The organism is Nocardia vaccinii NBRC 15922 (assembly GCF_001613305.1).
In the GTDB taxonomy this organism is placed as follows: domain Bacteria; phylum Actinomycetota; class Actinomycetes; order Mycobacteriales; family Mycobacteriaceae; genus Nocardia; species Nocardia vaccinii.
Window position 1 is genome coordinate 1 of the sequence record NZ_BDCC01000049.1, and the last position, 22,175, is coordinate 22,175.

Annotated in this window: 19 protein-coding genes; 7 read left to right on the top strand and 12 right to left on the bottom strand. The window is 67.2% G+C overall.

The features are described from left to right. From NV1_RS27440 to NV1_RS27460, 5 genes are all read right to left on the bottom strand, one after another. Positions 1–478, bottom strand: a 478-nt coding sequence (locus NV1_RS27440) for a class I SAM-dependent methyltransferase (RefSeq protein WP_157117405.1), incomplete at its 3' end; no start/stop codon positions are given. Then, a complete protein-coding gene (locus NV1_RS27445; protein WP_067897460.1) occupies positions 475–1,107 on the bottom strand; it encodes a YHS domain-containing protein in 633 nt (210 codons plus the stop codon). The genes NV1_RS27440 and NV1_RS27445, both read right to left, overlap by 4 nt. A gap of 55 nt (positions 1,108–1,162) precedes the next feature. Beyond that, the gene (locus tag NV1_RS27450; RefSeq protein ID WP_084525825.1) at positions 1,163–4,252 is read right to left on the bottom strand and encodes an ATP-binding protein; all 3,090 of its coding nucleotides are present in this window, start codon (positions 4,250–4,252) and stop codon (positions 1,163–1,165) included. A 153-nt stretch (positions 4,253–4,405) separates the two neighbouring features. Continuing rightward, complete coding sequence (locus tag NV1_RS27455; protein WP_067897464.1) at positions 4,406–6,130, bottom strand: MOSC and FAD-binding oxidoreductase domain-containing protein; 1,725 nt, start codon at positions 6,128–6,130, stop codon at positions 4,406–4,408. A gap of 146 nt (positions 6,131–6,276) precedes the next feature. Next, on the bottom strand, positions 6,277–7,143 hold the full coding sequence (locus tag NV1_RS27460; RefSeq protein ID WP_067897672.1) for an alpha/beta fold hydrolase: 867 nt from the start codon (positions 7,141–7,143) through the stop codon (positions 6,277–6,279). 141 nt (positions 7,144–7,284) lie between these two features. Between NV1_RS27460 and NV1_RS27465 the strand changes: the two genes are divergently transcribed. Continuing rightward, positions 7,285–10,056: an AAA family ATPase gene (locus NV1_RS27465; protein WP_084525845.1), complete on the top strand. Its 2,772-nt coding sequence runs from the start codon at positions 7,285–7,287 to the stop codon at positions 10,054–10,056. Positions 10,057–10,098: 42 nt separating this feature from the next. On the opposite strand, the gene NV1_RS27470 is transcribed toward NV1_RS27465, so the two are convergent. Continuing rightward, a complete protein-coding gene (locus NV1_RS27470) occupies positions 10,099–11,391 on the bottom strand; it encodes a zinc-binding dehydrogenase (protein ID WP_245713955.1) in 1,293 nt (430 codons plus the stop codon). Positions 11,392–12,001: 610 nt separating this feature from the next. On the opposite strand from NV1_RS27470, the gene ctaD reads away from it, so the two are divergent. Further along, entirely contained in the window at positions 12,002–13,741 is a 1,740-nt protein-coding gene (gene ctaD, locus NV1_RS27475) for an aa3-type cytochrome oxidase subunit I (protein ID WP_067897468.1), read from the top strand. 28 nt (positions 13,742–13,769) lie between these two features. Here ctaD and NV1_RS27480 read toward each other — a convergent pair whose 3' ends face one another. Continuing rightward, the gene (locus tag NV1_RS27480; RefSeq protein WP_169813414.1) at positions 13,770–14,549 is read right to left on the bottom strand and encodes a PIG-L deacetylase family protein; all 780 of its coding nucleotides are present in this window, start codon (positions 14,547–14,549) and stop codon (positions 13,770–13,772) included. A gap of 53 nt (positions 14,550–14,602) precedes the next feature. Continuing rightward, a complete protein-coding gene (locus NV1_RS27485; protein WP_067897471.1) occupies positions 14,603–15,349 on the bottom strand; it encodes a peroxiredoxin in 747 nt (248 codons plus the stop codon). 343 nt (positions 15,350–15,692) lie between these two features. Between NV1_RS27485 and NV1_RS27490 the strand changes: the two genes are divergently transcribed. The 3 genes from NV1_RS27490 to NV1_RS45185 all read left to right on the top strand — a co-directional run bounded on the left by NV1_RS27490 (position 15,693) and on the right by NV1_RS45185 (position 17,219). Next, complete coding sequence (locus NV1_RS27490; protein WP_067897475.1) at positions 15,693–15,962, top strand: metal-sensitive transcriptional regulator; 270 nt, start codon at positions 15,693–15,695, stop codon at positions 15,960–15,962. 365 nt (positions 15,963–16,327) lie between these two features. Continuing rightward, the gene (locus NV1_RS27495) at positions 16,328–16,729 is read left to right on the top strand and encodes a hypothetical protein (RefSeq protein WP_157117406.1); all 402 of its coding nucleotides are present in this window, start codon (positions 16,328–16,330) and stop codon (positions 16,727–16,729) included. A gap of 181 nt (positions 16,730–16,910) precedes the next feature. Then, on the top strand, positions 16,911–17,219 hold the full coding sequence (locus NV1_RS45185; protein WP_067897481.1) for a hypothetical protein: 309 nt from the start codon (positions 16,911–16,913) through the stop codon (positions 17,217–17,219). Positions 17,220–17,281: 62 nt separating this feature from the next. Here NV1_RS45185 and trxA read toward each other — a convergent pair whose 3' ends face one another. The 3 genes from trxA to NV1_RS27520 all read right to left on the bottom strand — a co-directional run bounded on the left by trxA (position 17,282) and on the right by NV1_RS27520 (position 19,682). After that, positions 17,282–17,650, bottom strand: a complete 369-nt coding sequence (gene trxA / locus NV1_RS27505; protein ID WP_067897484.1) for a thioredoxin — start codon at positions 17,648–17,650, stop codon at positions 17,282–17,284. Between the two features lie 535 nt (positions 17,651–18,185). Further along, positions 18,186–19,013 (bottom strand): alpha/beta fold hydrolase, encoded by an 828-nt coding sequence (locus NV1_RS27515; RefSeq protein ID WP_067897491.1) that lies wholly within the window; start codon positions 19,011–19,013, stop codon positions 18,186–18,188. 6 nt (positions 19,014–19,019) lie between these two features. Continuing rightward, a complete protein-coding gene (locus tag NV1_RS27520; protein WP_067897494.1) occupies positions 19,020–19,682 on the bottom strand; it encodes a TetR/AcrR family transcriptional regulator in 663 nt (220 codons plus the stop codon). A 368-nt stretch (positions 19,683–20,050) separates the two neighbouring features. On the opposite strand from NV1_RS27520, the gene NV1_RS27525 reads away from it, so the two are divergent. After that, a complete protein-coding gene (locus tag NV1_RS27525) occupies positions 20,051–21,016 on the top strand; it encodes an enoyl-CoA hydratase/isomerase family protein (RefSeq protein ID WP_067897498.1) in 966 nt (321 codons plus the stop codon). A gap of 71 nt (positions 21,017–21,087) precedes the next feature. Here NV1_RS27525 and NV1_RS27530 read toward each other — a convergent pair whose 3' ends face one another. Continuing rightward, positions 21,088–21,561: a hypothetical protein gene (locus NV1_RS27530; protein ID WP_169813415.1), complete on the bottom strand. Its 474-nt coding sequence runs from the start codon at positions 21,559–21,561 to the stop codon at positions 21,088–21,090. 154 nt (positions 21,562–21,715) lie between these two features. Between NV1_RS27530 and NV1_RS27535 the strand changes: the two genes are divergently transcribed. Continuing rightward, positions 21,716–22,138: an EthD domain-containing protein gene (locus NV1_RS27535; protein ID WP_169813416.1), complete on the top strand. Its 423-nt coding sequence runs from the start codon at positions 21,716–21,718 to the stop codon at positions 22,136–22,138. Positions 22,139–22,175: the final 37 nt, after the last annotated feature.

Sequence of the window (22,175 nt, forward strand, 5' to 3'; positions counted from 1 at the left end):
GGTTGGTGGTGGCGTTGGCGTGGCATACGAAGGCCAGTCGCCCGCCCGCGCGTAGGGCGCGGGCGATGTTGGTGAAGGCGGCGAGCGGATCGTCGAAGAACATCACTCCCGAACGGCTGATGACCGTGTCGAATCCTGCTGTCGGCAGCCGATAGCGCTGTGCGTCGGCGTGAATGTAGCTGATGTTGGAGATGTGTTCGGCGGCAGCCAGTTCGGCGGCGACTGCCAGCATCGGGGCGGACAGATCGATGCCGGTGACCTGGCCGGTGTCGGCTCGGCGGGCGGCCAGGCGAGTGGTTTGGCCGGTGCCGCACCCGATGTCCAGGACCCGGTCGGCCGATCGGAGCGCGGCAGCTGTCATCAACTGCCGGGTGTAGTCGGCGGCCATCGCGTCGTAGCGGGCGGCGTGGTCGGCCCAGTGCCGTGCGTCGGGTCCGTTCCAGCGGCGAGTCTCGGTGGCATTGGGCTCGTGGGTCATCGCGTCGCTTCGTCGGCGAGTTTGCGGCTGAAGTGTTTGCGGCAGCCTGCGCTGCAGAATCCGTAGACGGTGCCTCCGTGTTCGAGGGTCAGTTCGGGATTCGCCGCGGTCATGCCGCAGACCGGATCGATGAGTACCGCGGAGTCGACCGGGACGGTGGGACCGGATTTGGCGACGCTGATCATTTCCAGGAGCTCGGCTTCGCCGACGATGCGGCCGTCGAGTCCGTAACTCCCGTCGGGGATGCCGAGTATCTGCACCTCGATCCGGGAGCGTTGCGGTTCGGTGACGAGAGTCCGGAGCGCGGCGGTGACTGCCGAGATCAGGAACGCGCTCATCTCCTTGCGCCATGGCGCGGGCAGGTAGATCCGTGCCAGGTAGCGGGGATCGGTGCTGGTGACCGGTTGCCCTCCTGCTGCCCACTGTCCGATTTCGTGGATGACGACGTGGTTGAGGTCGGCCAGCATCGTCATGACGCCAGGGTCGGCGGACGCGGCTTCCTCGGCGTGGTCGCCATCGGTGGCCGCGTAATACCGGACCAAGCGGTCGAGTGCGAGCCGGTCGGACAATTCGCGCAACTGTTCGGGGGTGTGGGTGCCGCGTGGCAGGTAGATTTCGCAGAACAGCATCGGTGGTCTCCTCATTGATCAGGGTTGCTGATGCTGATGCTGCACGGAGGTTCTGTCAGATCGCTGTCATCGGCCTGCCAGGGTGCGGGTCGGTCGTCAGCGCCGTGCGGACCAGCGCGAGTGCCGGTGTCAAGTCGAGACCGCGGCCCCGCTGATAGTGGGCGTCGAAGTCTGGGCCCAACCGGTCGGTCAGGCGGGAGCGCACCGTGAGCACGTCGGGGTCGGTGGTGGCGGCGGTGCCGCGCAGCGTGTGCGCGGCACCGAGTATCTCCGCTGCGGCTCCGGGGTGGCCGGTGAGCGACATCAGGTTCGCGACGCCGACCGCAATCGCCGCGGCCATCGGTGTGTCCGGTGTCGCGGCGCAATCCCATGCCGCGCGCAGATATTCGGTAGCGGCGGCGATATCGCGGCGGGCAAGGGCCAGTTGCGCCTGAGCCAACCGCACGAGCGTGTCCTGCGGTCCGGGCGGGCTGTCGCCGGCCAGCGCGAGATGCTGTGCCGCGCGATCGAAGTCGCCGCAGTGCCGGGCCAGTTCGGCGGTGAACAATTGGACCAGCGCAGCATCCGCACCCGTCGCCCGGACACCCAACTCCCGCAACATCGTCTCGGCGGTGTCGCGATGCCCGGCGCGGGCGTACAGGTGCGCGAGCCAGGCGCGCTGATAGTGGCCGGTCGCGCCGAGTGACCGCACCAGGCGCTCCGCCTCGGTCAAATCCATTGTCGCGGTATCGATATCACCCCGCATCTCGTTGGCCAGCCCGAGAAACGTCAAGGCCAGCGCCCGGCAATAACCATCGCCGGCCGCCTCGTAGCGCCCGGCCGCCGTGCGTAGGTCGCCACGCATCCCGGTCAGATCGCCGACGGTCCCGCAGGCGATCGCCCGCACCAGGGCCCATCGCGCCCGCTGCCACGAATCACGCTGTGGGACTGCGGAATCCATTGCCGCAGTGGCCGCTGGGTCACCCTGCCCGATGGCCGACAATGCGGTGAGCACGGGCTGGGCGAGCGCGTGTGGCCGGACCCGCGCAGCCACCAGCCGCGCGTCCGCGTGTTCGCCGGCGAGGATCGCGTTGAGCAGATACTGCACCGCGACCTCGGCCACCACCTCGGGGGCTGCCCGGCCATCGACGGCCAACGCTTCGCGCATGTACCGGGAGGTCTCGGTGTGTCCGTCCCGGATCATCCAGAATTGCGCGGCAGCCGCGGCCAACCGGCACGCACTGGCAGCGTCGTGACACTCGAGTGTGAAAGCAAAAGCCGCGGTGAGGTTTTCTCGCTCGACGGTGAATTCTCCGAGCGCGCGCACCTGGTCCCGAGTACGCAGGAATTCGGAGCGCTCCTCGACGAAGGCGAGCATGTAGTCCAAGTGCGCGGCCCGCGCCCCCGGCGCCGCGCCCGATTCGTCGAGCCGGGCCAGGGCATAGGCGCGAACTGTGTCCAGCATCCGATAGCGGCCGGGCACCGATTGCAGCAGCGATTTGTCCGCAAGCGCATCGAGCGTCGCCCAGGTGACCCCGAGTGCCGCAGCGGCCTCCGGGGTGAACGATCCGGCGAATACGGACAACCGCTCGGCCTGCTGCCGCACATCGGGCTCGAGCAAATCCCAGCTCCATGCCACCACCGCAGCGAGATCGCGGTGTCGCGACGGCAGCGCCCGCGGTCCGGCAAGGGGAGGTTCGGATCGATCCGAGAGGCGAGAAGCCAGCTGTGTGACGGTCATCGACCGGAGCCGGGCCGCGGCCAGTTCGATCGCCAGCGGCAGACCGTCGAGCATGCGGCAGATCTGTCCCATGAGCAGCAGATCGTCGCCGGTCGCACGGAAATCCGGGCGCGCGGCTTCAGCGCGGTCCAGGAACAAGCGCACCGCTGGACCGGGCGCATCATCGGCTCCCGGCTCCGGGACCGGAAGGGGCTGCACTGGATAGAGACGTTCGCCCATGACGCCCAACGGTTCCCGGCTGGTGGCCAGGATACGTACACCGGGGCAGTCCGCCAGCAGCCGGGCAGTCAGTGCTGCAACCCCGTCGAGGACCTGCTCGCAATTGTCCAGGGCGAGCAGAACGCGTTTGTGTCCCAATGCCTCCCGCAACCGCGACAGCGGATCGCCGGCCGTGTCCGGGGCGGCGATCCGAGATGGCCCGACGACCGCTGCCACCGCCGAGGCGACCGTGTCGGCATTCGAGCATCCGGACAACTCCACGAGCCCGCACTCCTGCATCGCGGAATCCGGGCGCGTGGCGGCCACCTGAATCGCCAGCCGGGTCTTTCCGACGCCACCGGGACCGATCAGGGTCACAAGCCGGTGTGCAGCCAGGATCGCTTGTACCGCTGCGCAATCCGATTCTCGCCCGATCAGCCTTGTCAATGGCGCCGGTAAGGCCGTCGGGGTCGGATCGGGTGTCTGCCGGCCGTGCAGCACGGTCAGATATTCGCGCTGTAACAGCGGGCCGGGATCGGAGCCGAGCTCCTCGGCCAGCAACCGCCGAGCCTGCTCGTACATTCGTAGCGCATCCCCGTCGCGGGCCTGCGCGACCAATCCCCGCATGGCCAGCGCCCGGAGCCGCTCCCGCAGTGGATGCGCCCGGATCAGCGCTTCCGTCTCCGCGACCACCATCTGTGCCCGGCCCAGCAGCAGATCTGTCTCCAGTCGATCCTCCACCACGCCCAACCACACCTCACCCAGCCGGACCCGCGCTGCCTCCGCGTAGTCCGCGTGCCCAGCGTCGAGCAATGGGTCTCCGGCCCACAACGCGAGCGCATCGTGGGACAGCGCCGCGGCCCGTGAGATGTCGCCGGATTCCAGGGCCCGGCGAGTGCTGCGAGCCAGGTGTTCGAATCGGTGCACATCCACCGCATCGGGTGCCAGATCCAGTTGGTAGGAACCCGCGGGTCCGGTGACCACCGGACTGCCGGGCAACGCTCGCCGCAACCGCGCCACCAGTGAATGCACCGCCGCAGCCGGATGCTCGGGTGGATTCCGCGGCCACACTGCCTCGCCCAGCGCCGCGGGGCCGACCATCCGGCCGCAATCCCACGCCAACCGCACCAGCAGCGCCCGCACCCGTGGCCCTGGAACCTCGACTCCGCACTGGCCGTCGAGCACACGCAACGGGCCGATCACCGCCACCTGCATGCCCACCACCATGCCACTTCCACGGGCGCCGTCGCCTGGTATCGCAAGCTGTCGGCGATCGAATCGGGCAGGGGGAGAGGCGCCCCCAAATGTGCTGGGGTGCACTGCAGGTCGAGTTCGGGACAGTGGCAGGCCCGCCGAGCCGGGGCATCGCGTCGGCGGGCGCTACATATCCAGGACGATGTCGGCCCTGGGCTGGGCACAGCAGATGAGGACTTCACCATCGGGTGGGGGTTCCAGTGGTGCGGGGCTGTAGCCGACAGCGCCGGACAACAGAGCGGTGGTACATGTGTGGCATACGCCGGTGCGGCAGCTCCAGCGGGCGGGGACGTCGCAGGCGTCGGCGAGTTCGAGCACGCTGCGCACACGCTCGGGGAAAGGCACCGAGATTCCGCTGCGGGCGAAGGTGACGAGCGGGCCGGTACCCGGTGGTCCCGAGGGCTGGTGGGGCGATAACCCGGCCTGGTCGGTGAGGCCCGGATTGATCGAAGGCAGGGCCCCGAACAGCTCGGTGTGGATGTGGGCCGGATCGATCCCGGCGGCACCGAGTGCGTCCTGCATATCCGCCATGAAGGAGGCGGGGCCGCACACGTAGGCGGTCCCGGAGGACGGAATGGACAGCGCGATCAGCTTGTCCTTGGTGAGGCGCCCGAAGCAAGCGTGGGCACGGTCGTGGTCCTCGGGGGACGCGGCGCTGTAGAACACGTGCTCGCAGGCGTGCGGCAGCGAGGCGAGCAGGGCGTGCACCTCGGCCGCCAGCGGGAGTTCCTGCGGCCGCCGAGCACCGTGGATCCACCAGACCTCACGGTCGCTGCCGCGGGCGGCAAGCTCATGCAGCATGGACAGCACCGGTGTAAGACCGATACCGGCTGAAATGAGCAGAACCGGGCCGGTGCCCTCGTCGAGCACGAATTCACCGCGGGGTGCTGCGGCGTCCAGGACGTCGCCCGGCCGCACCTTCGTGGTCAGGTAATCGCTTACGGTGCCGTGCGGTTCGTGTTTGACACTGATTCGGTAACCGCCGGCATCGGGCATCGCGGACAGTGAATAGCTCCGTACCGGAGCGGGCCGCCCGGCACCGGGGATCCGCAGCGTCAGGTATTGGCCCGCGCGGGCCGCCGGGAGCCGGGTGCCGTCCGGGTTGGTCAGGCGGATCGAGGAGACCGTAGTGCTCTCGGGAACGACCTCGGCCACCTGCAGCGCGCGGAAACCATTCCAGGCTGGGGCGGTAACAGTGCCCGCAGTGTCGGCGGCCGCGAGCAGCTCACGGAACGAGTCCTGCCACCCCTGGCTCAACGCGGGGATCCGCAGGGCGCGGCGCAGCGTGGCAGGGGCGCGCCCGGGAAGGTAGAGCAGTGCGTCGGCGTCGGCCACACTGAGCGCGCCGGGCCCGGTCCTGGTCTGGATGATCCGGTCGCCGGCCTGGATGATTCCCTCCCGGATGACTCGCATGTAGAAGCCGGGGCGGTGGTGGCTGACCAGCAGTGCGGGCAATTCGGGTTCACCGAGGCGAAGGCCGACGCGGTAGCAGGTGACCCGTGGCTGGGTGACTTCGAACTCGGCCTCGCCGATGCGATACCGGTCGCCGATACAGACCTCGTCGTCGGGCAGGCCGTCGACGGTGAGGTTCTCCCCGAACTGGCCGTAGCCGAGGTCGTCGCGTCCGAGGTGCTGCCGCCAATGCCGATAGGACTGGATCTGGTACACCAGCACGGCCCGTTGCTCGCCGCCGTGGCCGTTGGTGTCGCCTTGGCCGTCGCCATCGATGTTGAGCCGGCGGACCACGGCAGGGCCGGGTACGGGGTACTTCCACACACCGGTGTAGATGGTCCTGCCCTGCCAGGAGACGTTCTTCGGCATGCCGACGTTCACCGACAGCAAGGACGGCATCGGTTGCTCCTTCCTCGGTGATTGCGGTTGTGACGACCCCGGTCAGGGTTGATGTGCGGCAGTCGTTTCGTCGGGCGCACCATCCCGGAGATGCGCCGTACCTCGGTCCAGGCGTCCTCGTACGACCATGCCACGCCGCGTGCCCGTCACGACAGTGCTCGCCCGAGGAAGCTGCGGATGCAGCCCGTGGCCGCGTCGAGGTGGCTTTCGAGCAGGAAGTGGCCGCCGTCGAACAGGCAGATCTCGGCGCCCGGCGCGTCATCGGCGAAGGCGAGCGCGCCGTCGGGTCGGAATATCTCGTCGTTGCGGCCCCACACGGCCAGCAGCGGGACCCGGCTGTCACGCAGGTAGGCGTGCAGCTTCGGATACAGCAGGAGGTTGCCCGCGTAATCGGCGAACAGCCGCAACTGCACCAGGTCGTTCCCGGGCCGGGACAGCAGGGCGAAGTCGTGGTACCAGGTATCGGGGCTGACCAGGCTCTCGTCCGGGACGCCGTGCAGGTACTGCCACCGAGTGACCTCCAGGGTCAGCGCTTGGCGGACCGCCGCTTCGGTCTGCGGGTTCTGGTCCTGCCAGTACGACCGTATCGGTTTCCAGAACTCCTGCGCGAGCCCCACCTCATAGCCGTTGCCGCTCTGGCTGATGATAGCCGTGACGGCGGCCGGATCCGCCAAGGCCAGCCGCCATCCGACCGGTGCGCCGTAGTCCTGGACATACAGGGCGAACCGCCTGATCCCGAGCTCACTCAGCAGGCCCGCGGTCAGGTCCGCCAAGGCGTCGAAGGTGTAGTCGAATTCGTCCGCGGGCGGTGCGTCGGACAGGCCGAAGCCCAGGTGGTCCGGGGCGATCACGTGATACCGGTCGGCCAGCAGTGGGATCAGGTTGCGGAACATGAACGAGCTGGTGGGGAAGCCATGCAGCAGTACAACGGTGGGCGCACCGGATGGCCCCGCTTCGCGGTAGAACAGCTGTTGCCCACGGACGGTGGCATAACAGTGGTGAATTGTCGGCATCCGGACTCCGTTCACGATCGGTCCTGGACTGTTGTTCATGCTGGGTCCCAGCATGCGGCGGCAGGGGGAGGGGCCGCATCCGCCGATGGCTGGTCATCGGCGCCAGTGCGCCGGCAAAAGGGATAACGTGACGCTGTGGGTATGTCCGCGGATCTACCTAAGTGGAGACGTGCGGCGGAGCTGACGGGCCGCCGGGGCGAATGCGGGGTGCTCGACTGGCTGATCGGGGCTGTCCGCGCTGGTGAAAGCCGCGCTTTGCTGGTCCATGGTGAACCAGGCGTGGGTAAGACGGCCCTACTGGATTATCTGGCCGTACAGGCGCTGGGCTGTCGCATCGTGCGCGCCGCCGGAGTCGAGTCGGAGGTAGAGCTTGCGTTCGCGGGGTTGCATCAGCTGTGCGCGCCGCACCTGAACCGGCTCCAGCATCTCCCCGTACCCCAGCGTGATGCGCTGCGGACCGCGTTCGGCATCACTGCCGGGCCGGTACCGGACCGGTTCCTGGTCGGTCTGGCCGTGCTGGGGTTGCTGTCCGAGGTTGCCGAACAGCGGCCGCTGATATGCCTGATCGATGACCAGCAGTGGCTCGACCGCGTCTCGGCACAGGTCCTCGCGTTCGTCGCACGCCGCCTGGGGACGGAGGCGATCGGCTTGGTCTTCGCGGCCCGCGGCGTAAGCCGCGACCTGGCGGGAGTGCCGGAACTGCCGGTCGGGGGGCTGCGCGACGCGGACGCCCGGGCCCTGCTCGACGCGGCGCTGACCGGGCCGATCGATGTGCGCGTGCGGGACCAGATCGTCTTCGAGACACGGGGTAACCCGTTGGCGCTGCTGGAGCTGCCGCGGGGGTTGACCCCGTCGGAGCTGGCCGGGGGGTTCGGGTTCCCCAGCCTGGGTGCACTCTCGGGCAGCATCGAAGAGAAGTTCGTTCGACAAATCGGTACCCTCCCCGAACAGACCCGGCTCCTACTGCAGATCGCGGCGGCTGACCCGTCGGGCGACTCGGCCCTGGTGTGGCGAGCAGCCGCTCGGTATGGGGTCGGCGCCGAGGCAACGGCACCAGCTGCCGACGCCGGCCTGGCCGAGTTCGGCACCGGCGTGCGGTTCCGTCATCCGCTGGCACGCTCGGCGGCCTACCGATCAGCGTCGACCCACGACAGACAGCGGGTGCATCGGGCCCTGGCCGAGGCCACCGATCAGCACCTCGATCCCGACCGGCGGGCCTGGCACCAGGCCCAAGCCGCCTCGGGACCCGATGAGGACGTCGCCGCCGAGCTCGAGCACTCGGCAGGGCGAGCCCGAGCACGCGGCGGTCTGGCGGCGGCAGCCGCATTCCTGGAGCGGGCGGCCGCTCTCACGCCGGACCCGGAGCAACGGGTCAGGCGGGCGCTGGCTGCCGCGCAGGCCACCATCCAGGCGGGTGCCCTCGACGTGGCGCGGGACCTTCTGACGATGGCTGAATCCGGGCCGCTCAGCAACCTCCAGCAGGCGAACGTCGACGTCATGCGCGCCCGACTCGCCTTCATCACCAGCCGGGGCGGTGATGCGCCGAGACTGCTGCTGAAGGCGGCCGGGCGGCTCGAGTCCATCGATGCGGATCTTTCCCGTGCGACCTACCTGGACGCATTGGTTGCCGCGATCTTCGCCGGCTCCCTGGCCGGCCCGGGTGGCACAATCCTCGACGTGGCCGCCGCGGCCGGCGCGGCACCTCCGCCGACGTGTGCCCCCCGCGCTGCCGACCTCCTTCTCGATGGCACGGCAGCGGCCCTTCACGTGGGGTATGCGGCAGGAGTCCCGGCCCTGCGCAGGGCCCTGACCTGTTTCGGTGACGGGATGTCCGCCGACGAGGAGCTGCGTCGGATGTATCTGGCATGCATCACGGCCATGCGACTCTGGGATGACGATTGTTGGGACGCGCTCTCGGCGCGGTACGTACAGCTCGCACGCGAGGTCGGGGCGCTCAGCGAGCTTCCGCTCGCCCTCACCGCACGTGCCTACTTGCTGTTGTTCACCGGCGACCTGACCGCTGCGGCGTCGCTGACCGACGAACTGCAGACGGTCACCGAAGTGACGGGGAGCGGTCTTGCGCCCTACGCCGCCATGGGCCTGGCCGCGCTCCGCGGCGACGAGGCCGGGGCATCCGCCCTGATCGCCGCCACGATAAGAGACGTGACAAGGCGCGGGGAGGGCGTCGGGATCACCTTCGCCGAATGGGCGAATGCCGCGCTCAACAACGGCCTCGGCAACTACGACAAGGCCGTGGCCGCGGGTCTGCGTGCCACCACCGACGACATGGACCCCGCTTCGCTGTGCTGGTCTTTGGTCGAGTTGATCGAGGCCGCGGCGCGCTGCGGTATGACCGAGACCGCGAGCTGTGCCTACGGCCGGCTCACCGAGATGGCCGGCGCCAGCGCCACCGACTGGGTGCTGGCGGCCCAGGCACGGTCGCAGGCGCTGTTGAGTGAAGGCGAAACAGCGGAGCGCCTCTACCGCGAGGCGATCGCCCGCTTCGGAAAGACCAGGCTCCGCGTCGATCTGGCCCGCGCTCATCTGCTGTACGGGGAGTGGCTGCGCCGGGAACGTCGCCGCACCGATGCACGCGAACAACTGCGTAGAGCCCACGGCATGCTGGAGGGGATGGGTATCGCGGCGTTCGCCGAGCGCGCCGGCCGCGAACTGCGCGCCGCCGGCGGAACCGCGCACAAGCGCACGCTTCCGGCCGAGCATGAGGGATTGACCGCCCAGGAGGCCCAGATCGCCCGGATGGCCCGCGATGGATTGTCGAATCCGGAGATCGGCACCCGTCTGTTCCTGAGTGCTCGCACTGTCCAGTACCACCTTCGCAAGGTCTTCACCAAGCTCGGCATCACCTCGCGCAGTCAACTCGACCGGGTTCTTGCCAACACGCCGACCAGCTGACTGGATAGCGGGTTCGCCGGGGGCGCGTATCCGAGGAGTTGGTCAGGCCGGGCCATGCCGGTAGGTCAGCGCTCGAGCGCGTCCGGGAAGCCGAACATTGTGACCAGCGCCGGATCGTGGAACTTGATCACGTGGGAGACGCCGGTGGCGGTGGGTGCCAGCACCACGACTCCGTCGGCTCGCGGCGTACCGTCCGCGCCCCGGCGGTACACGACGGCGGCCGGCTGTCCATTGGCGGTGGTCGCGATCATCCGCCAATCGCCGGGCGTGCCCAGCACGTACGCATCGAGTATGTGGATACACGTCGCCCGGCCCGACTGCCAGTCGCCGAACGGCGTCGCCTCCAGGGTGGCGTCGACGCGCAGCACCTGTTCGAGCAGGCCCGCGTCGGAGCGCTCGAACGCCGCGATATGCCAAGTCATAGGCAGTGGGCTGGACGGGGGCGAGCACACCGGCGGCTATCAGCGTGGACAGTTCGCCCATGACCTCGCCGAAGATCTGCGGTGCGGCCTGGATCAGCACGCCGATGTTGAGACCGATGAGGTGGACCTGATGTCTGTACACCAGATCCCAGTTGGTGATCGCGGCTTCACCGCCCGCCGAGCCGTAGACGACGACCCGACCGGTGATTCGCTTGGCGGCGGCCAGACTGGCCTCGAAGGTGGCACCGCCTGCCGATTCCAGCGCCACATCGACGCCGGCTCCGCCGGTCAGCCTCAAGACCTCGGCGGCGAGATCGCCGTGGAGGGAGTCCAGAACGTGGTCGGCGCCCAATGCCAGTACTGTCTCGTGCTTGGCCGGCGAGGCGGTGGCGACAACTGTCGCGCCATAGTGCTTGGCGATGGCTATCGCGGCCTGGCCGGTCGCGCCCGCCGCGGCCTGGATCAGCACGGTCTGCCCGGCTGTGATGCCGCCCAAGGGTTTGAGTGCGGCCAGCGCGGTGGGCCAGTTGACCATCAGCCCCAGCGCCTGCTGCTCCGTCCAGCCGGGTGGCACCGGCACCGCCGCGGCCGCGGGCAGCACCATGTAATCGGCGAAAGCGCCGACTCCGACGCCGACGACACGAGCCCCCGGCCGCGGGCTGGTCACCGCGTCGCCCACCGCGACAACCTCACCGGCGGCCTCGAAACCCGCCAGGTACGGCGGCTGCGGGCCGTCCCCGAACGTGCCGTGGGACTTCGAGATGTCGGCGAAATTGACACCGGCTGCGGTGACGCGGATCAGCACCTCGCCCGGACCGGGGTTCGGCACCGGCGCGTCGGTGATCAGACGCATGTCCCGCGGGCCATTGCGGGAGGTCTGCTGCAGCGCGCGCATGGTCGCGGGAATGCTCATCGGCGATCGGCCTTTCTTTCTCGGCGTACTTGATCGAGACCGGCCAATCGAGCGGGCCGGCCCTCCACCATGTAGACCCCGGTCGCCGCAGAAAGGAATCGACCGCTCCCGGACCTCGGTCTCGGCCTCCGCCGAGGGGAGTCGGCTGGATATGTTGAGCTCGACCTCGCCGCAGAGCCCTGCCACTGCCTGCGCAGCCGAGAAATTCAGCGGAAGGTCGGGTCACCCATGGCGCAATCCTTCGTGTCCAGGTGTCGACAGTGGGTCCGGTGTGTCTTCGAGAATGATGGCGTGAGGCGTATCTCCGGCGCACCGGCAGTGGATCTCTCGGACCGATCCCCGAATCTATCCGAAGGACTTTTGCGACACGGGCCGGTTGGCGCCGTGGTCGTCCGGGCCGGACCAATATCCGGCGCGGTCTTCTGACTGAATATGCTTATGTTTCAGGCTTGATCTGTCGCCAATTCGACTACGGTATGTGCCGATGGGTGTCGCACAGCGACCGGTGGCGGTTGGTGCTGATATCCATTTCGTGCTTGGCCAGCGATCGTCTATGCCGTTATTCGGGACCGACCACATCACCGGATGCTCTTCCTGTCAGGAGCCGCTTGTGACCGCCGTAACGCCTCGTACTCCCGCTCAGCTCGTGCCGTCGCGCCCGTTCCCGGCGCGGACCGGGCCGAAGGGTTCGTTCATCTACAAGTTGGTCACCACCACCGACCCGAAGGTCCTCGGGGTGATGTACCTGGTGACGGCCACGTCGTTCTTCATGATCGGCGGGCTGATGGCGTTGCTGATGCGTGCGGAGCTGGCTCGTCCGGGTCTGCAGTTCCTCTCGCCCGAGCAGTTCAACCAGCTGTTCACCATGCACGGCACGATCATGCTGCTGTTCTATGCGACGGCGATCGTGTTCGGTTTCGCGAACATCGTGTTGCCGCTGCAGATCGGCGCGCCCGATGTGGCCTTCCCGCGTCTGAACGCGTTCAGCTATTGGCTGTACCTGTTCGGCGCGACCATGGCGACCGCCGGTTTCATCACTCCCGGCGGCGCGGCCGACTTCGGCTGGACCGCGTACACCCCGCTGTCGGATATCCTGCACTCCCCGGGTGTCGGGGGCGACCTGTGGATTCTGGGTCTTGCCGTGTCCGGTCTCGGCACCATTCTGGGTGCGGTGAATATGCTGACGACGGTGGTCTGCTTGCGCTGTCCGGGTATGACTCCGTTCCGGATGCCGATCTTCACCTGGAATATCGCGGTCACCAGCATACTGATCCTGATGGTCTTCCCGTTGCTGACCGCTGCGTTGATGGGTCTGTTCTATGACCGGCACCTCGGTGGGCACATCTATGACCCGGCCAACGGTGGCGCCATTCTGTACCAGCACCTGTTCTGGTATTTCGGGCACCCCGAGGTGTACATCATCGCGTTGCCGTTCTTCGGCATCGTCTCGGAGGTCTTCCCGGTCTTCAGCCGCAAGCCGGTCTTCGGTTACACCACGCTGGTCTACGCGACCTTGGGTATCGCGGCGTTATCGGTCGCGGTGTGGGCGCATCACATGTTTGTGACGGGTTCGGTGTTGTTGCCGTTCTTCTCGTTCATGACCTTCCTGATCGCGGTTCCGACCGGTGTGAAGTTCTTCAACTGGATCGGCACCATGGTGCGTGGTCAGTTGACGTTCGAGACGCCGATGCTGTGGTCGGTGGGCTTCCTGGTCACGTTCCTGTTCGGTGGTTTGTCCGGTGTCATCCTGGCCAATCCGCCGCTGGATTTCCACGTGTCGGACACCTATTTCGTGGTCGCGCATTTCCATTACGTGCTCTTCGGCACCATCGTGTTCGCCACCTTCGCGGGCATCTACTTCTGGTTCCCGAAGATGACCGGCCGGATGATGGACGAGCGCCTGGGCAAGTGGCACTTCTGGACCACCTTGGTCGGTTTTCACACCACGTTCCTGGTGCAGCACTGGCTGGGTGCGGAGGGGATGCCGCGCCGGTACGCGGATTATCTGCCCACCGATGGTTTCACCACGTTGAACACCATCTCCACGATCGGCGCGTTCATCCTGGGCGGCTCGGCGCTGCCGTTCGTGTGGAACGTGTTCAAGTCCTACCGTTATGGCGAGGTCGTGACGGTGGACGACCCGTGGGGCTACGGCAATTCGCTGGAGTGGGCGACCTCCTGCCCGCCGCCGCGGCACAACTTCTACGAGTTGCCGCGCATCCGGTCCGAGCGTCCGGCGTTCGAGCTGCACTACCCGCACATGGTGGAGCGGATGCGGGCCGAGGCACACGTCGGCTGGGGCGCGCAGTCGTATGACTCCGAGCCCGCACCAGCACGCAGTAACGCCTGACTCCGCCGGTTTCGGGTATCGCTGTGTGTCACCTGGTGACTCGTTCTTGGCTGTCTTCGCACGGGCGGTCATCGCGGTGGTTCGCGGGCGGGCGGTGCAGCCAGCGCAGATGCTCCCGGTTGCCGAGCAGGTCCAGCCGACGCCACAGCACAGGATTGTCGTCGGACTGGGTGGCGTGGCATCCGATCGCGGCCCGTTGCCGCGCGCGGTCGACCTCGATCGTGAGATCCAGTTCGGCGCTGCGGCGACCGCTGAAGCCGGTCCCGAACTCGGCATTGAGCCGCTCGGCGACCGATTGTGGTAAGGCCCAGGCCAATACGGGAATTTCCGATGCCGTTGCTGCCGCGAGCGCGGCCTCGGTCGCGCGGCGGTGGTCGGGGTGGCCGGTGATGCCGTTGTCGTCGAACACGAGCAGCAGATCCGCCTCACCGAGCGCGCCGAGGACGTGATCTGTCAGTTCGTCGAGCGGTGGTTGCGACAGACGCCCATCGGGGTAGGAAAACAGTTGTACGTGATCAACTCCGAGAACCTCTGCGGCGGCGGTGAGCTCTTCGGCGCGCACGTCGGCAAGCGGCCGGTCGGTTCGGCCGAGCGTGGACGCCTCACCGGAGGTGAAACACAACTCACGGACCCGTGCTCCCCGCTCGGCGAGCGTGGCCAGAACCGCACCGAGACCGAAGGACTCGTCGTCGGGGTGGGCACACACCGCGAGCACCTGCCGCGCGTGGGGCAAACAGTGATGGATGCTGTCATCGGTCTGCGTACCCACGGCGGGTTCGGCGGTATGCGCTGCGTGCGGTGTGGACATGGTTCCTCCTCCGGACTCTTTTTCTACCCGGCCGACGAGAGCGCGGTTCATCTTCAGTTCCCGGCGGGTGCGGTCCCCCCGGCTCGGATTGCCTGCTCGATGTCGTCGGCGCTGAGGGGCCGGGTGCAGAAGAACCAGTCCTGGCATTCGACGTCGGCCTCGCGGCCGGCCATACGGTCGGCGGCCACCCCGCATGACCCCGCGGTCGGTACGATCACCCGGTCGCCGGGACGCCAATCGGCCGGTGTGGCCACACCGAATGCGTCGGCCGTCTGCAGGGACTGCATCAAGCGCAGCAGTTCGTCGAAATTGCGGCCTGTGCTGAGCGGGTAGTAGATGATCGCACGCACGACCCCGGCCGGGTCGACGACGAAAACCGCGCGCACCGCCTTGGTGGAGTCCTCACCCGGCATGATCATTCCGTAACGTCGTGCGATCTCCATCGTGACGTCCTCGACCAGCGGAAAGCTGACCCGAACGTGGTCGTGGCCGTGGAAGCTGATCTTTTCTTCGATGGTGCGTAACCAGGCGATGTGGCTGTAGAGGCCGTCGACCGACAGGCCGACCAGCTCGGTGTTGTACTGCCGGAACTGTTCCTGCAGTGCCGCGAACTCGACGAATTCGCTGGTACAGACGGGTGTGAAGTCCGCTGGGTGGGAGAAGAAGATCACCCACTTTCCGGCGTAGTCGCGCGGAAAGTCGATCGGTCCCTGTGTCGTCGCGGCAGTGAACCTCGGTGCGGGATCACCGATGCGCGGCATGACCGACACGGCTGCGGAAGAGTTCTCGGGAACGGTCATCGGATACCTCCGCTTGTGATCGGATCGAGCAGGGCGACGCGAACCAGCGACAGGGCGCGCAAAACTGACGAGAATGGCTCGTGGACATCGGCTGATACGCGGACGCCCCGATGGACGGAATCGCTGTTCTTGCCGACGCTATTTCGGTGCGTCCGGTTGCGCACGGGTACACAGACCCCAGTCGTCAGGACGTCGGTCCCGGGCGGCGATGGCCGTCGATGTCGGTCAGCGGGCGGCACCGCTCGGCGGCCAGTCGGCTCTCGCATGACTGACGCCACAACCTTCTATCATACCCCTGGGGGTATAGTCCGAGGTAGATGAATCAACGAGAAGGAATTTCGCCATGGTGGGCAACGAAGAGACGATCGCAGTGGTACTGAACCGGCTGCGTCGCGCGCAGGGGCAACTCGGCGGCGTGATCGCCATGATCGAGCAGGGACGGCACTGCACAGAGGTCGTCACTCAGCTCGCCGCGGTGTCACATGCGCTGGACCGGGCCGGTTTCAAGATCGTCGCCACCGGGCTGCGCGAATGCACGACCGGCGAATCCGCCGACGGAACCGAACCGCTGAGCGAGGCCGAACTGGAGAAACTCTTTCTCGCTCTGGCCTGAAAATTCAGTGCCCGGCAACCCTGCTGCTATGCCGACTCGGACTGCCCGCCGCCGTGCCCTGCAGTGTGTCCGGAGCCTGACAGCTTGGCCACATTCACTATCGAAAGGAAGTGCCGGCAATCATGGACCCGGCCATCTCCACGTGCTGCGCACCGACCGGTAGCCGATGCCGTCGAGCGGACTCGGCGGGTCACCGATGAATCGGACCTCGAGCCGATTGCGTCGGAGGCAGCGACCGAACTCCGCGCCGCGATCGATAGCCTGGATGCCGACTTTACATACCGCGGACGGGGCAGAATCGCCGACAGTTCACGCATTCGGGCCGGCCGAGCATCAACGGTCCTCCGCCGCCAGGGCGGTGCATCGTGAAACGGCTTGCTTCTGAAATGTACGACTGCGCGCCAACCGGTTCTGCTGGTGACTTACCCGGAAAGGCCGACATGGTAATCGGGTGGTGGGGTGATCTCGGGCCCACCGCTGGTGATGTCGGCGAATTGTGGCGGCGAGCCACAGTATTCGCCGGGCTTGCTGGAGGAGGCCTGATCGTGGAAGACGAAGTATGGCTGTCGAGCGAGGGTGATGTGCACTTGCGGATCTGGCTCGGCGCTATGGTTTTCGACTACACGGCCACCGCGGAGGCGGCGCGCAATTTGATCCGCGATTGGAAGCGAAAGCGTTGTTGCACAATCGAAGTAATGCGCGAAAACATTGCGGAATATCCACTTCCGGTCCGTCTGCCGTGCGAACGACTGTACGTCGGGCCATGATCGAAGCATGGCGCTGTCAACGCAACCGCCCGACCGTTCGGCTGGGCCTTCACTCGCCATGGCCACGACGATCTGCTGTATCGCCTCGGCCGCTACGACCCGAACGTCCCGCCCGCTTGCCACATAATTTCGTCGAACCAACGGGCGCAGCCACTGGGAAGACCGCTCCCAGGCTGCGCAGTTGGCCGACTCCGCGCACCCGGTCGGCTATCAGTTCGGCGTCACCCGGCAGGTGACAGTTGCCTCACCGATTGCCTCACCGATGTCTGGTTCAGTGCAGGAACAGGACCTTGACGAGCATGAAGGCGGCTACGGCGAACGCGACAACGCTGTCGCCGGTTCGATACACAACGTCCACCCGGTAATTCCGCTGCGAGACCGTAACCACACCAACCGAATCCGGCAGCGCGGGCGTGCCGCGAACGCCCTTCGCCTGCGCACCGTCGCGGCGTGCTGCCCCGGATTCGGCGCGGCGGGCCGACCGACGTGAACGATGCGCGACACATCGCGGTGAGCACCGCCACCGATGCCTCAGCTCTCCGACGCTTCGGCTCAGACCCTCTCACCCTGTGTCGACAGCTCACGGCGCACGTCGTCCATATTCAGACTGCGAGCGCGTGAGATCAGCTGCTCCAGTGCATCTTCGGGCACCACTCCCGGTTGCGCGTACAGTACGACGCCTTCGCGAACGATCATCAGCGTCGGTATCGAGCTGATCTGGAACGAGGCCGCCAACTCCTGCTCGACCTCGGTATCGACCTTCCCGAACACGATGTCCGGATGCTTCGCCGCTACGCGCTCGAAAATCGGCGCGAACATCCGGCAGGGCCCGCACCAGGATGCCCAGAAGTCCAGCAGTACCACATCCGAATCCGCGAACACCTGGTCGAAATTCTGCTTGGTCACCGTCGTAGTTGCCATGTCTACTCTTCCTCTCTGTGAATGACATACCCCGGGGGGTATATGTGAAAGCTGCGGACGCGGCGGTTCTATTCCTGCCACTCGTGCCCTTCGGCAAGCCGCGCAGGCGGAATGGGGAACCTCACTCGCGTGCCGCCGCTCGGTCCGGCCTGGACACCGCAGTCGAAGGCTCCGTCAACCAGGTGAATCGAACCTGTGGCGTCGCCGCTGCATTCGACCGCCCTCGATCGCGCGCGGCCGACCAGCTGTTACAGCACAGCTCCGACGTTCAGGGGCGCTTCGGAACGCTGGAATCGGCATGTCAGTGTGTTGGCGTTCCGTGCTGGTCGGCGACCGCTGATTTGTCGTAGACCAGTGAGTATCGCCAGAACAGAGGTCGGCGAATGTGTGCGCCGGGCAGGTATTCGGCTGCTGCGCTGCGGATCTCGGCGAGCGTCTCACGCGCGGGCGCGACGCGCGGGTCCGGCCGGCGGTTCTCGGCCGGCAACGGCGCGACCAGGCACCGGCCCGGGTATCCGGACCACCGCCGGGTGCTTCAATCGTCGCCGTGCTCGTGGCAGGCCAGGAACTGCTCGACGAGTGTGTTGACGGCCTCGGGGACCTCGGCGGCGGCCAGATGCGCGGCGTCATCGAGGACAATCAGCTCAGCGGTCGGAATGGCGCGGGCCATCGTTTCCAGCTGCGGCAACGGGAAGGTTTTGTCCTCCCGGCCCGCGATCACGAGGACCGGACAAGCGATGGCGGCGAACAACCGACGCTGGTCGGGCCGGCGCATCACCACTGAACGGACGGCGAACACCGCCGAGGTGAGATCGTTGTCGGTGGCGGCGGTCAGGACTCGGCGGACTACGTCTGGGCGGGTGGTGCGGGTGGTGGGTCCGAGGAATGCGCGTAGGACGCCGTGAGTCAGCGGCGGTTTGATGCCGCGCAGAAGCCGTGCCAGCGCCAGCAGCGCGGCATATTCCGCCTTCTGCCGCAGCGGCGCCGGCGAGGCCGTTCCATTCATCAGCACCGCGCTGGATACGCGGTCGGGATAGGTCGCGGCGAGGGTGCCGCCGATCATCGCGCCCCACGAGTTGCCCAGAAAATGGGCACGTTTCACACCGAGGTGGTCGAGGACGGCGACCACGCAGCGCGCACATTCGTCGAAGTCGAACACCCGGTCCAGCCGATCGGATCGGCCGTGCCCCGGTGGGTCTATCGCAATGGTGCGGTAGTCGCCGGAGAAGTGGGTGATCTGGGGCTGCCACAGATCGGCGTCCATCAGCAGGCTGGGCCACATCACCAAGGCCTCACCGTCGCCGCTGACGGTCACATGGAGGTTGCCGAGCGGGGTGGAGACAAACGTGTCGATGCGATCCATGAAGGGTCATTTCCTGCTGGGGACGGATGATTCTGCGGTAGGCGAGTTCTCGGCGAGTGCGTCGAGTCGAAGCATGATCGACTCGGTGGTGGCGGGGTGGACACCGACCGAGCCCAGTACCGCGCGCACGGCGGTCGCCGGCGCGCATTCCGGAGTCAGATCCCCCTGGGCGACCGCTTCGAACACGCCCCATTGGACCGCGGCCGCGGTGTGCATACCGGCGCGCGTCGGGATGTGAGTGTCGAGCTGCCCTCGCGACTGCGCGTCGGCCAGTAGGGCGGCGATCCGTTCACGGACCGCGGCGGTGGCGGCGTTGAGCTGATCGCGCGCTCCGGGCACCGAGGACAAGGGTCCGAGCCGGTGCAGCTGCGCGACGGCGGCGCTGTTGGCGCGTACGAAGGTTGCCAGGGTCATCAGTGGTTCCCCGGAATCGGCCACCGCGGCAGCGCGGGCCGCAATCTGCTCACCGATGTCGCCGGCCGCGGCGGCGATGAGATCTTCGCGAGAGGAGAAGTGCAGGTACACGGTGCGCCGCGTCAGCCCGGCCTCGGCCGCAATCTGGGCCAGCGTCGCCTGCGGGTCCCGGCCCAGCAGCCGCAGCGACGCTTCGAGGATCGCGCGCCTGTTGGCGATCCAGTCGGCTCGCCTGCCCGGTGCCGGTGTGCTCATAGCGCCACCATAGACACGCCGCGGCTGCCTCGCGCGGCAGATCCCGCGCGCCCGCGGTGCCGGGCCGCGCGCGGACCGCCCGGTCAGGGTGACGGTCGCTCTCGCATTCATCGTCACCGGCGACCCACTCCTTCACAAGTTGCACACTAATGTGTAGGTTATTCATATGGCGGCCGCCCGTCCGTCGAACGGGCGGAAGGGTGTCATGGGATACCACTCATCGGGGGGCGGCATATCGGCGAACGGCGGCTCGCCGCTACTCGCGATCACGCCGCACGCCCCGCATCCGCGTTCGCCAGGCGCGGTGCCGCGCGCATTCCGCGGCACACGAACTATCCGGATCTCGCTGTTGGGAAGAGAGAACTCTGATGACTCGGAACTCTGCACGTGCGGAGAGCGCGGCGTTCGACACGCTGCGTGTGCACCGGCACGGACGCGTGCTGCTCGTCGAGGCCGACGCACCCCCGTTCAACTACATGACTCCGCCGATGCAGCAGGACTTCGTGCGGCTGGTCGAGGCCGTGAACGATGACGCCACCATCGGTGCGGTAGTCGTCACCGGGGCCATCGAGGGCCGCTACATCCTGCATTTCGATCTGGCCGAGGTCGAGGCGGCGGTCACCCCGACGCCGGCGGTGTCACGCAGGGCCGCGACCGCGGTGGTGCGCGGCGCGCGGGCGCTCACCGGCGCCGGGGGATCACGGCTACTCGCTGCGTCCTCGCTGGCGGGAGTGGGAACCCTGCTCGGATTCCATCGAGCCGCGCTGGGGATCCTGCGGTCTCCGGCGGTGTGGATCGCTGCGGTCAACGGTGTGTGTGCCGGCGCCGGTCTCGAATTGTCGGTGTTCTTCGACTTGCGTATCGCGGCTGCCGAGAAGGCGTCGTTCTCGATGCCCGAGCTATCGATCGCACTGAACCCGCCCTTCGGCGGTCAACGACTCGCGCAACTGATGAACCCGTCGCGGGCACTGGAGTTCATGCTCGAAGCCCGGTTCTACGATGCCGGCCAAGCCTGCCGCACCGGCCTGGTCAACCGGGTTGTCCCCGACGGCGAACTGGTGGAGTACTGCTTGTCCGCGGCGAAGAACTATGCGAGCCGTCCGCGTGGTCACGTGGCCGCCCAGAAACGCATCTTCAACGAAAGCCATTCCTGGACACCGGAAGACAGCCTCGCCCGCGAGGCCGGGACACAGATGGCCGCCGCGTCCTCACAGCTCTTTCGCGCCACGGTCCGGCGTTGGTTGACGATGCGCGACAACACCGATGGCGACACCGTGTTCCTGACCGACCCTCAGCCCTGGGTCGAGGGCACGGCCATCGATCTGAACCCCTGACCGCCGGGCCGGGCATCGAACTCATCGCCACGGTCCGGGCGGCCATGACGCCACCCGGACCTGTATCGGCATCAGGCGGCCGAAGAGCTCGGCTCTGCCGATGCCGGGTCGGCGTCCACTCCGGCGCGGCGCAGCAGCTCATGGTGATGCTTCCACGCCCACTGCAGCGCGATCACAGCGAACCTCAAGGTCAAAGCGTTCAACAGCACGCGGAACACCGCATAGGGCGCGCTCGACCAGTACAGGCCGTGCTGGAAGTTGTAGAGCACGTCCACGGCGGTGATATACCCCTTCGCGCCCGCTGCCAGCGGCAACCACACCAGCGCCGCACCGGGCCGCGGCCCGGCGAGGGCGCGGTATGCGACCGCGACGCAGACCAGCACCCAGAGATGCCCGAGGGGAAATGCGTTCTCGTAATGGACGAACTCGGAGGTGACCATGTCGGTGACCGAACGATGGTCCACAAACCAGGCCACCCAATAGGCCATGTCGAGCATTATCGCCACGACCAGTACCCGGCGGATTCCGGCGACTCCAGTGAACATGCGGTTCCCCTTCCCAGGATTTAACTTGCAGTGTACAGTGCAAGTTATCCGGTCCGAAACCGCAGACAGGCAGGTGGGAAGATATGACCTCGGCAACGGCGTCGGTGCCGCAGTCGCCGCACCAGTCCGTGACCGCCATCTCGGGGGTGGCGGGATGCTGATTCTCGCCAGCTTGCTCAAACGGCTCGAAACGATGTCGCACGAGGAATTCGTGCACTATCACATCGAGTGTCACTCGCCGTTGTTCGTCGCCGCCCCGAAGGTTCGGAGGCATCTGCGGCGCTACACCGTCGAGCATCCCCGCCCGACCCACGCGCCGGGTCTGCCGTTCGCCGATTACGACGCGGTGGTCCGGATGTGGTTCGACAACCGGCTCGACATGGTGAAGGTATTCGCCTCCCGCTCCTACTGGAACAAGATCCGTCCCGACGAGAAGCGGTTCTTCTCGCACAGCAGGAGTTCCTTCTACATCGCGACCGAGCGGGTGGTCCTGGATCGGGGCGTCATCACGCTCCCGACGATGCGGGAACCTCCCCTGCACGATTCGCCCGCTCCGGCGGACTGGGAACCGACATGAGCAGGCGTACAACGACCGTTTCCGCGATGTTTCGAGG

Excerpts from the sequence above, each read along its gene's own strand:
- NV1_RS27445 (WP_067897460.1), bottom strand. The coding sequence starts at position 1,107 with ATGCTGTTCTGCGAAATCTACCTGCCACGCGGCACCCACACCCCCGAA.
- NV1_RS27450 (WP_084525825.1), bottom strand. The coding sequence starts at position 4,252 with ATGGTGGTGGGCATGCAGGTGGCGGTGATCGGCCCGTTGCGTGTGCTC.
- NV1_RS27455 (WP_067897464.1), bottom strand. The coding sequence starts at position 6,130 with ATGCCGTCCTTGCTGTCGGTGAACGTCGGCATGCCGAAGAACGTCTCC.
- NV1_RS27460 (WP_067897672.1), bottom strand. The coding sequence starts at position 7,143 with ATGCCGACAATTCACCACTGTTATGCCACCGTCCGTGGGCAACAGCTG.
- NV1_RS27465 (WP_084525845.1), top strand. The coding sequence starts at position 7,285 with ATGTCCGCGGATCTACCTAAGTGGAGACGTGCGGCGGAGCTGACGGGC.
- NV1_RS27470 (WP_245713955.1), bottom strand. The coding sequence starts at position 11,391 with ATGAGCATTCCCGCGACCATGCGCGCGCTGCAGCAGACCTCCCGCAAT.
- NV1_RS27480 (WP_169813414.1), bottom strand. The coding sequence starts at position 14,549 with ATGTCCACACCGCACGCAGCGCATACCGCCGAACCCGCCGTGGGTACG.
- NV1_RS27485 (WP_067897471.1), bottom strand. The coding sequence starts at position 15,349 with ATGACCGTTCCCGAGAACTCTTCCGCAGCCGTGTCGGTCATGCCGCGC.
- NV1_RS27490 (WP_067897475.1), top strand. The coding sequence starts at position 15,693 with ATGGTGGGCAACGAAGAGACGATCGCAGTGGTACTGAACCGGCTGCGT.
- trxA (WP_067897484.1), bottom strand. The coding sequence starts at position 17,650 with ATGGCAACTACGACGGTGACCAAGCAGAATTTCGACCAGGTGTTCGCG.
- NV1_RS27515 (WP_067897491.1), bottom strand. The coding sequence starts at position 19,013 with ATGGATCGCATCGACACGTTTGTCTCCACCCCGCTCGGCAACCTCCAT.
- NV1_RS27520 (WP_067897494.1), bottom strand. The coding sequence starts at position 19,682 with ATGAGCACACCGGCACCGGGCAGGCGAGCCGACTGGATCGCCAACAGG.
- NV1_RS27525 (WP_067897498.1), top strand. The coding sequence starts at position 20,051 with ATGACTCGGAACTCTGCACGTGCGGAGAGCGCGGCGTTCGACACGCTG.
- NV1_RS27530 (WP_169813415.1), bottom strand. The coding sequence starts at position 21,561 with ATGTTCACTGGAGTCGCCGGAATCCGCCGGGTACTGGTCGTGGCGATA.
- NV1_RS27535 (WP_169813416.1), top strand. The coding sequence starts at position 21,716 with ATGCTGATTCTCGCCAGCTTGCTCAAACGGCTCGAAACGATGTCGCAC.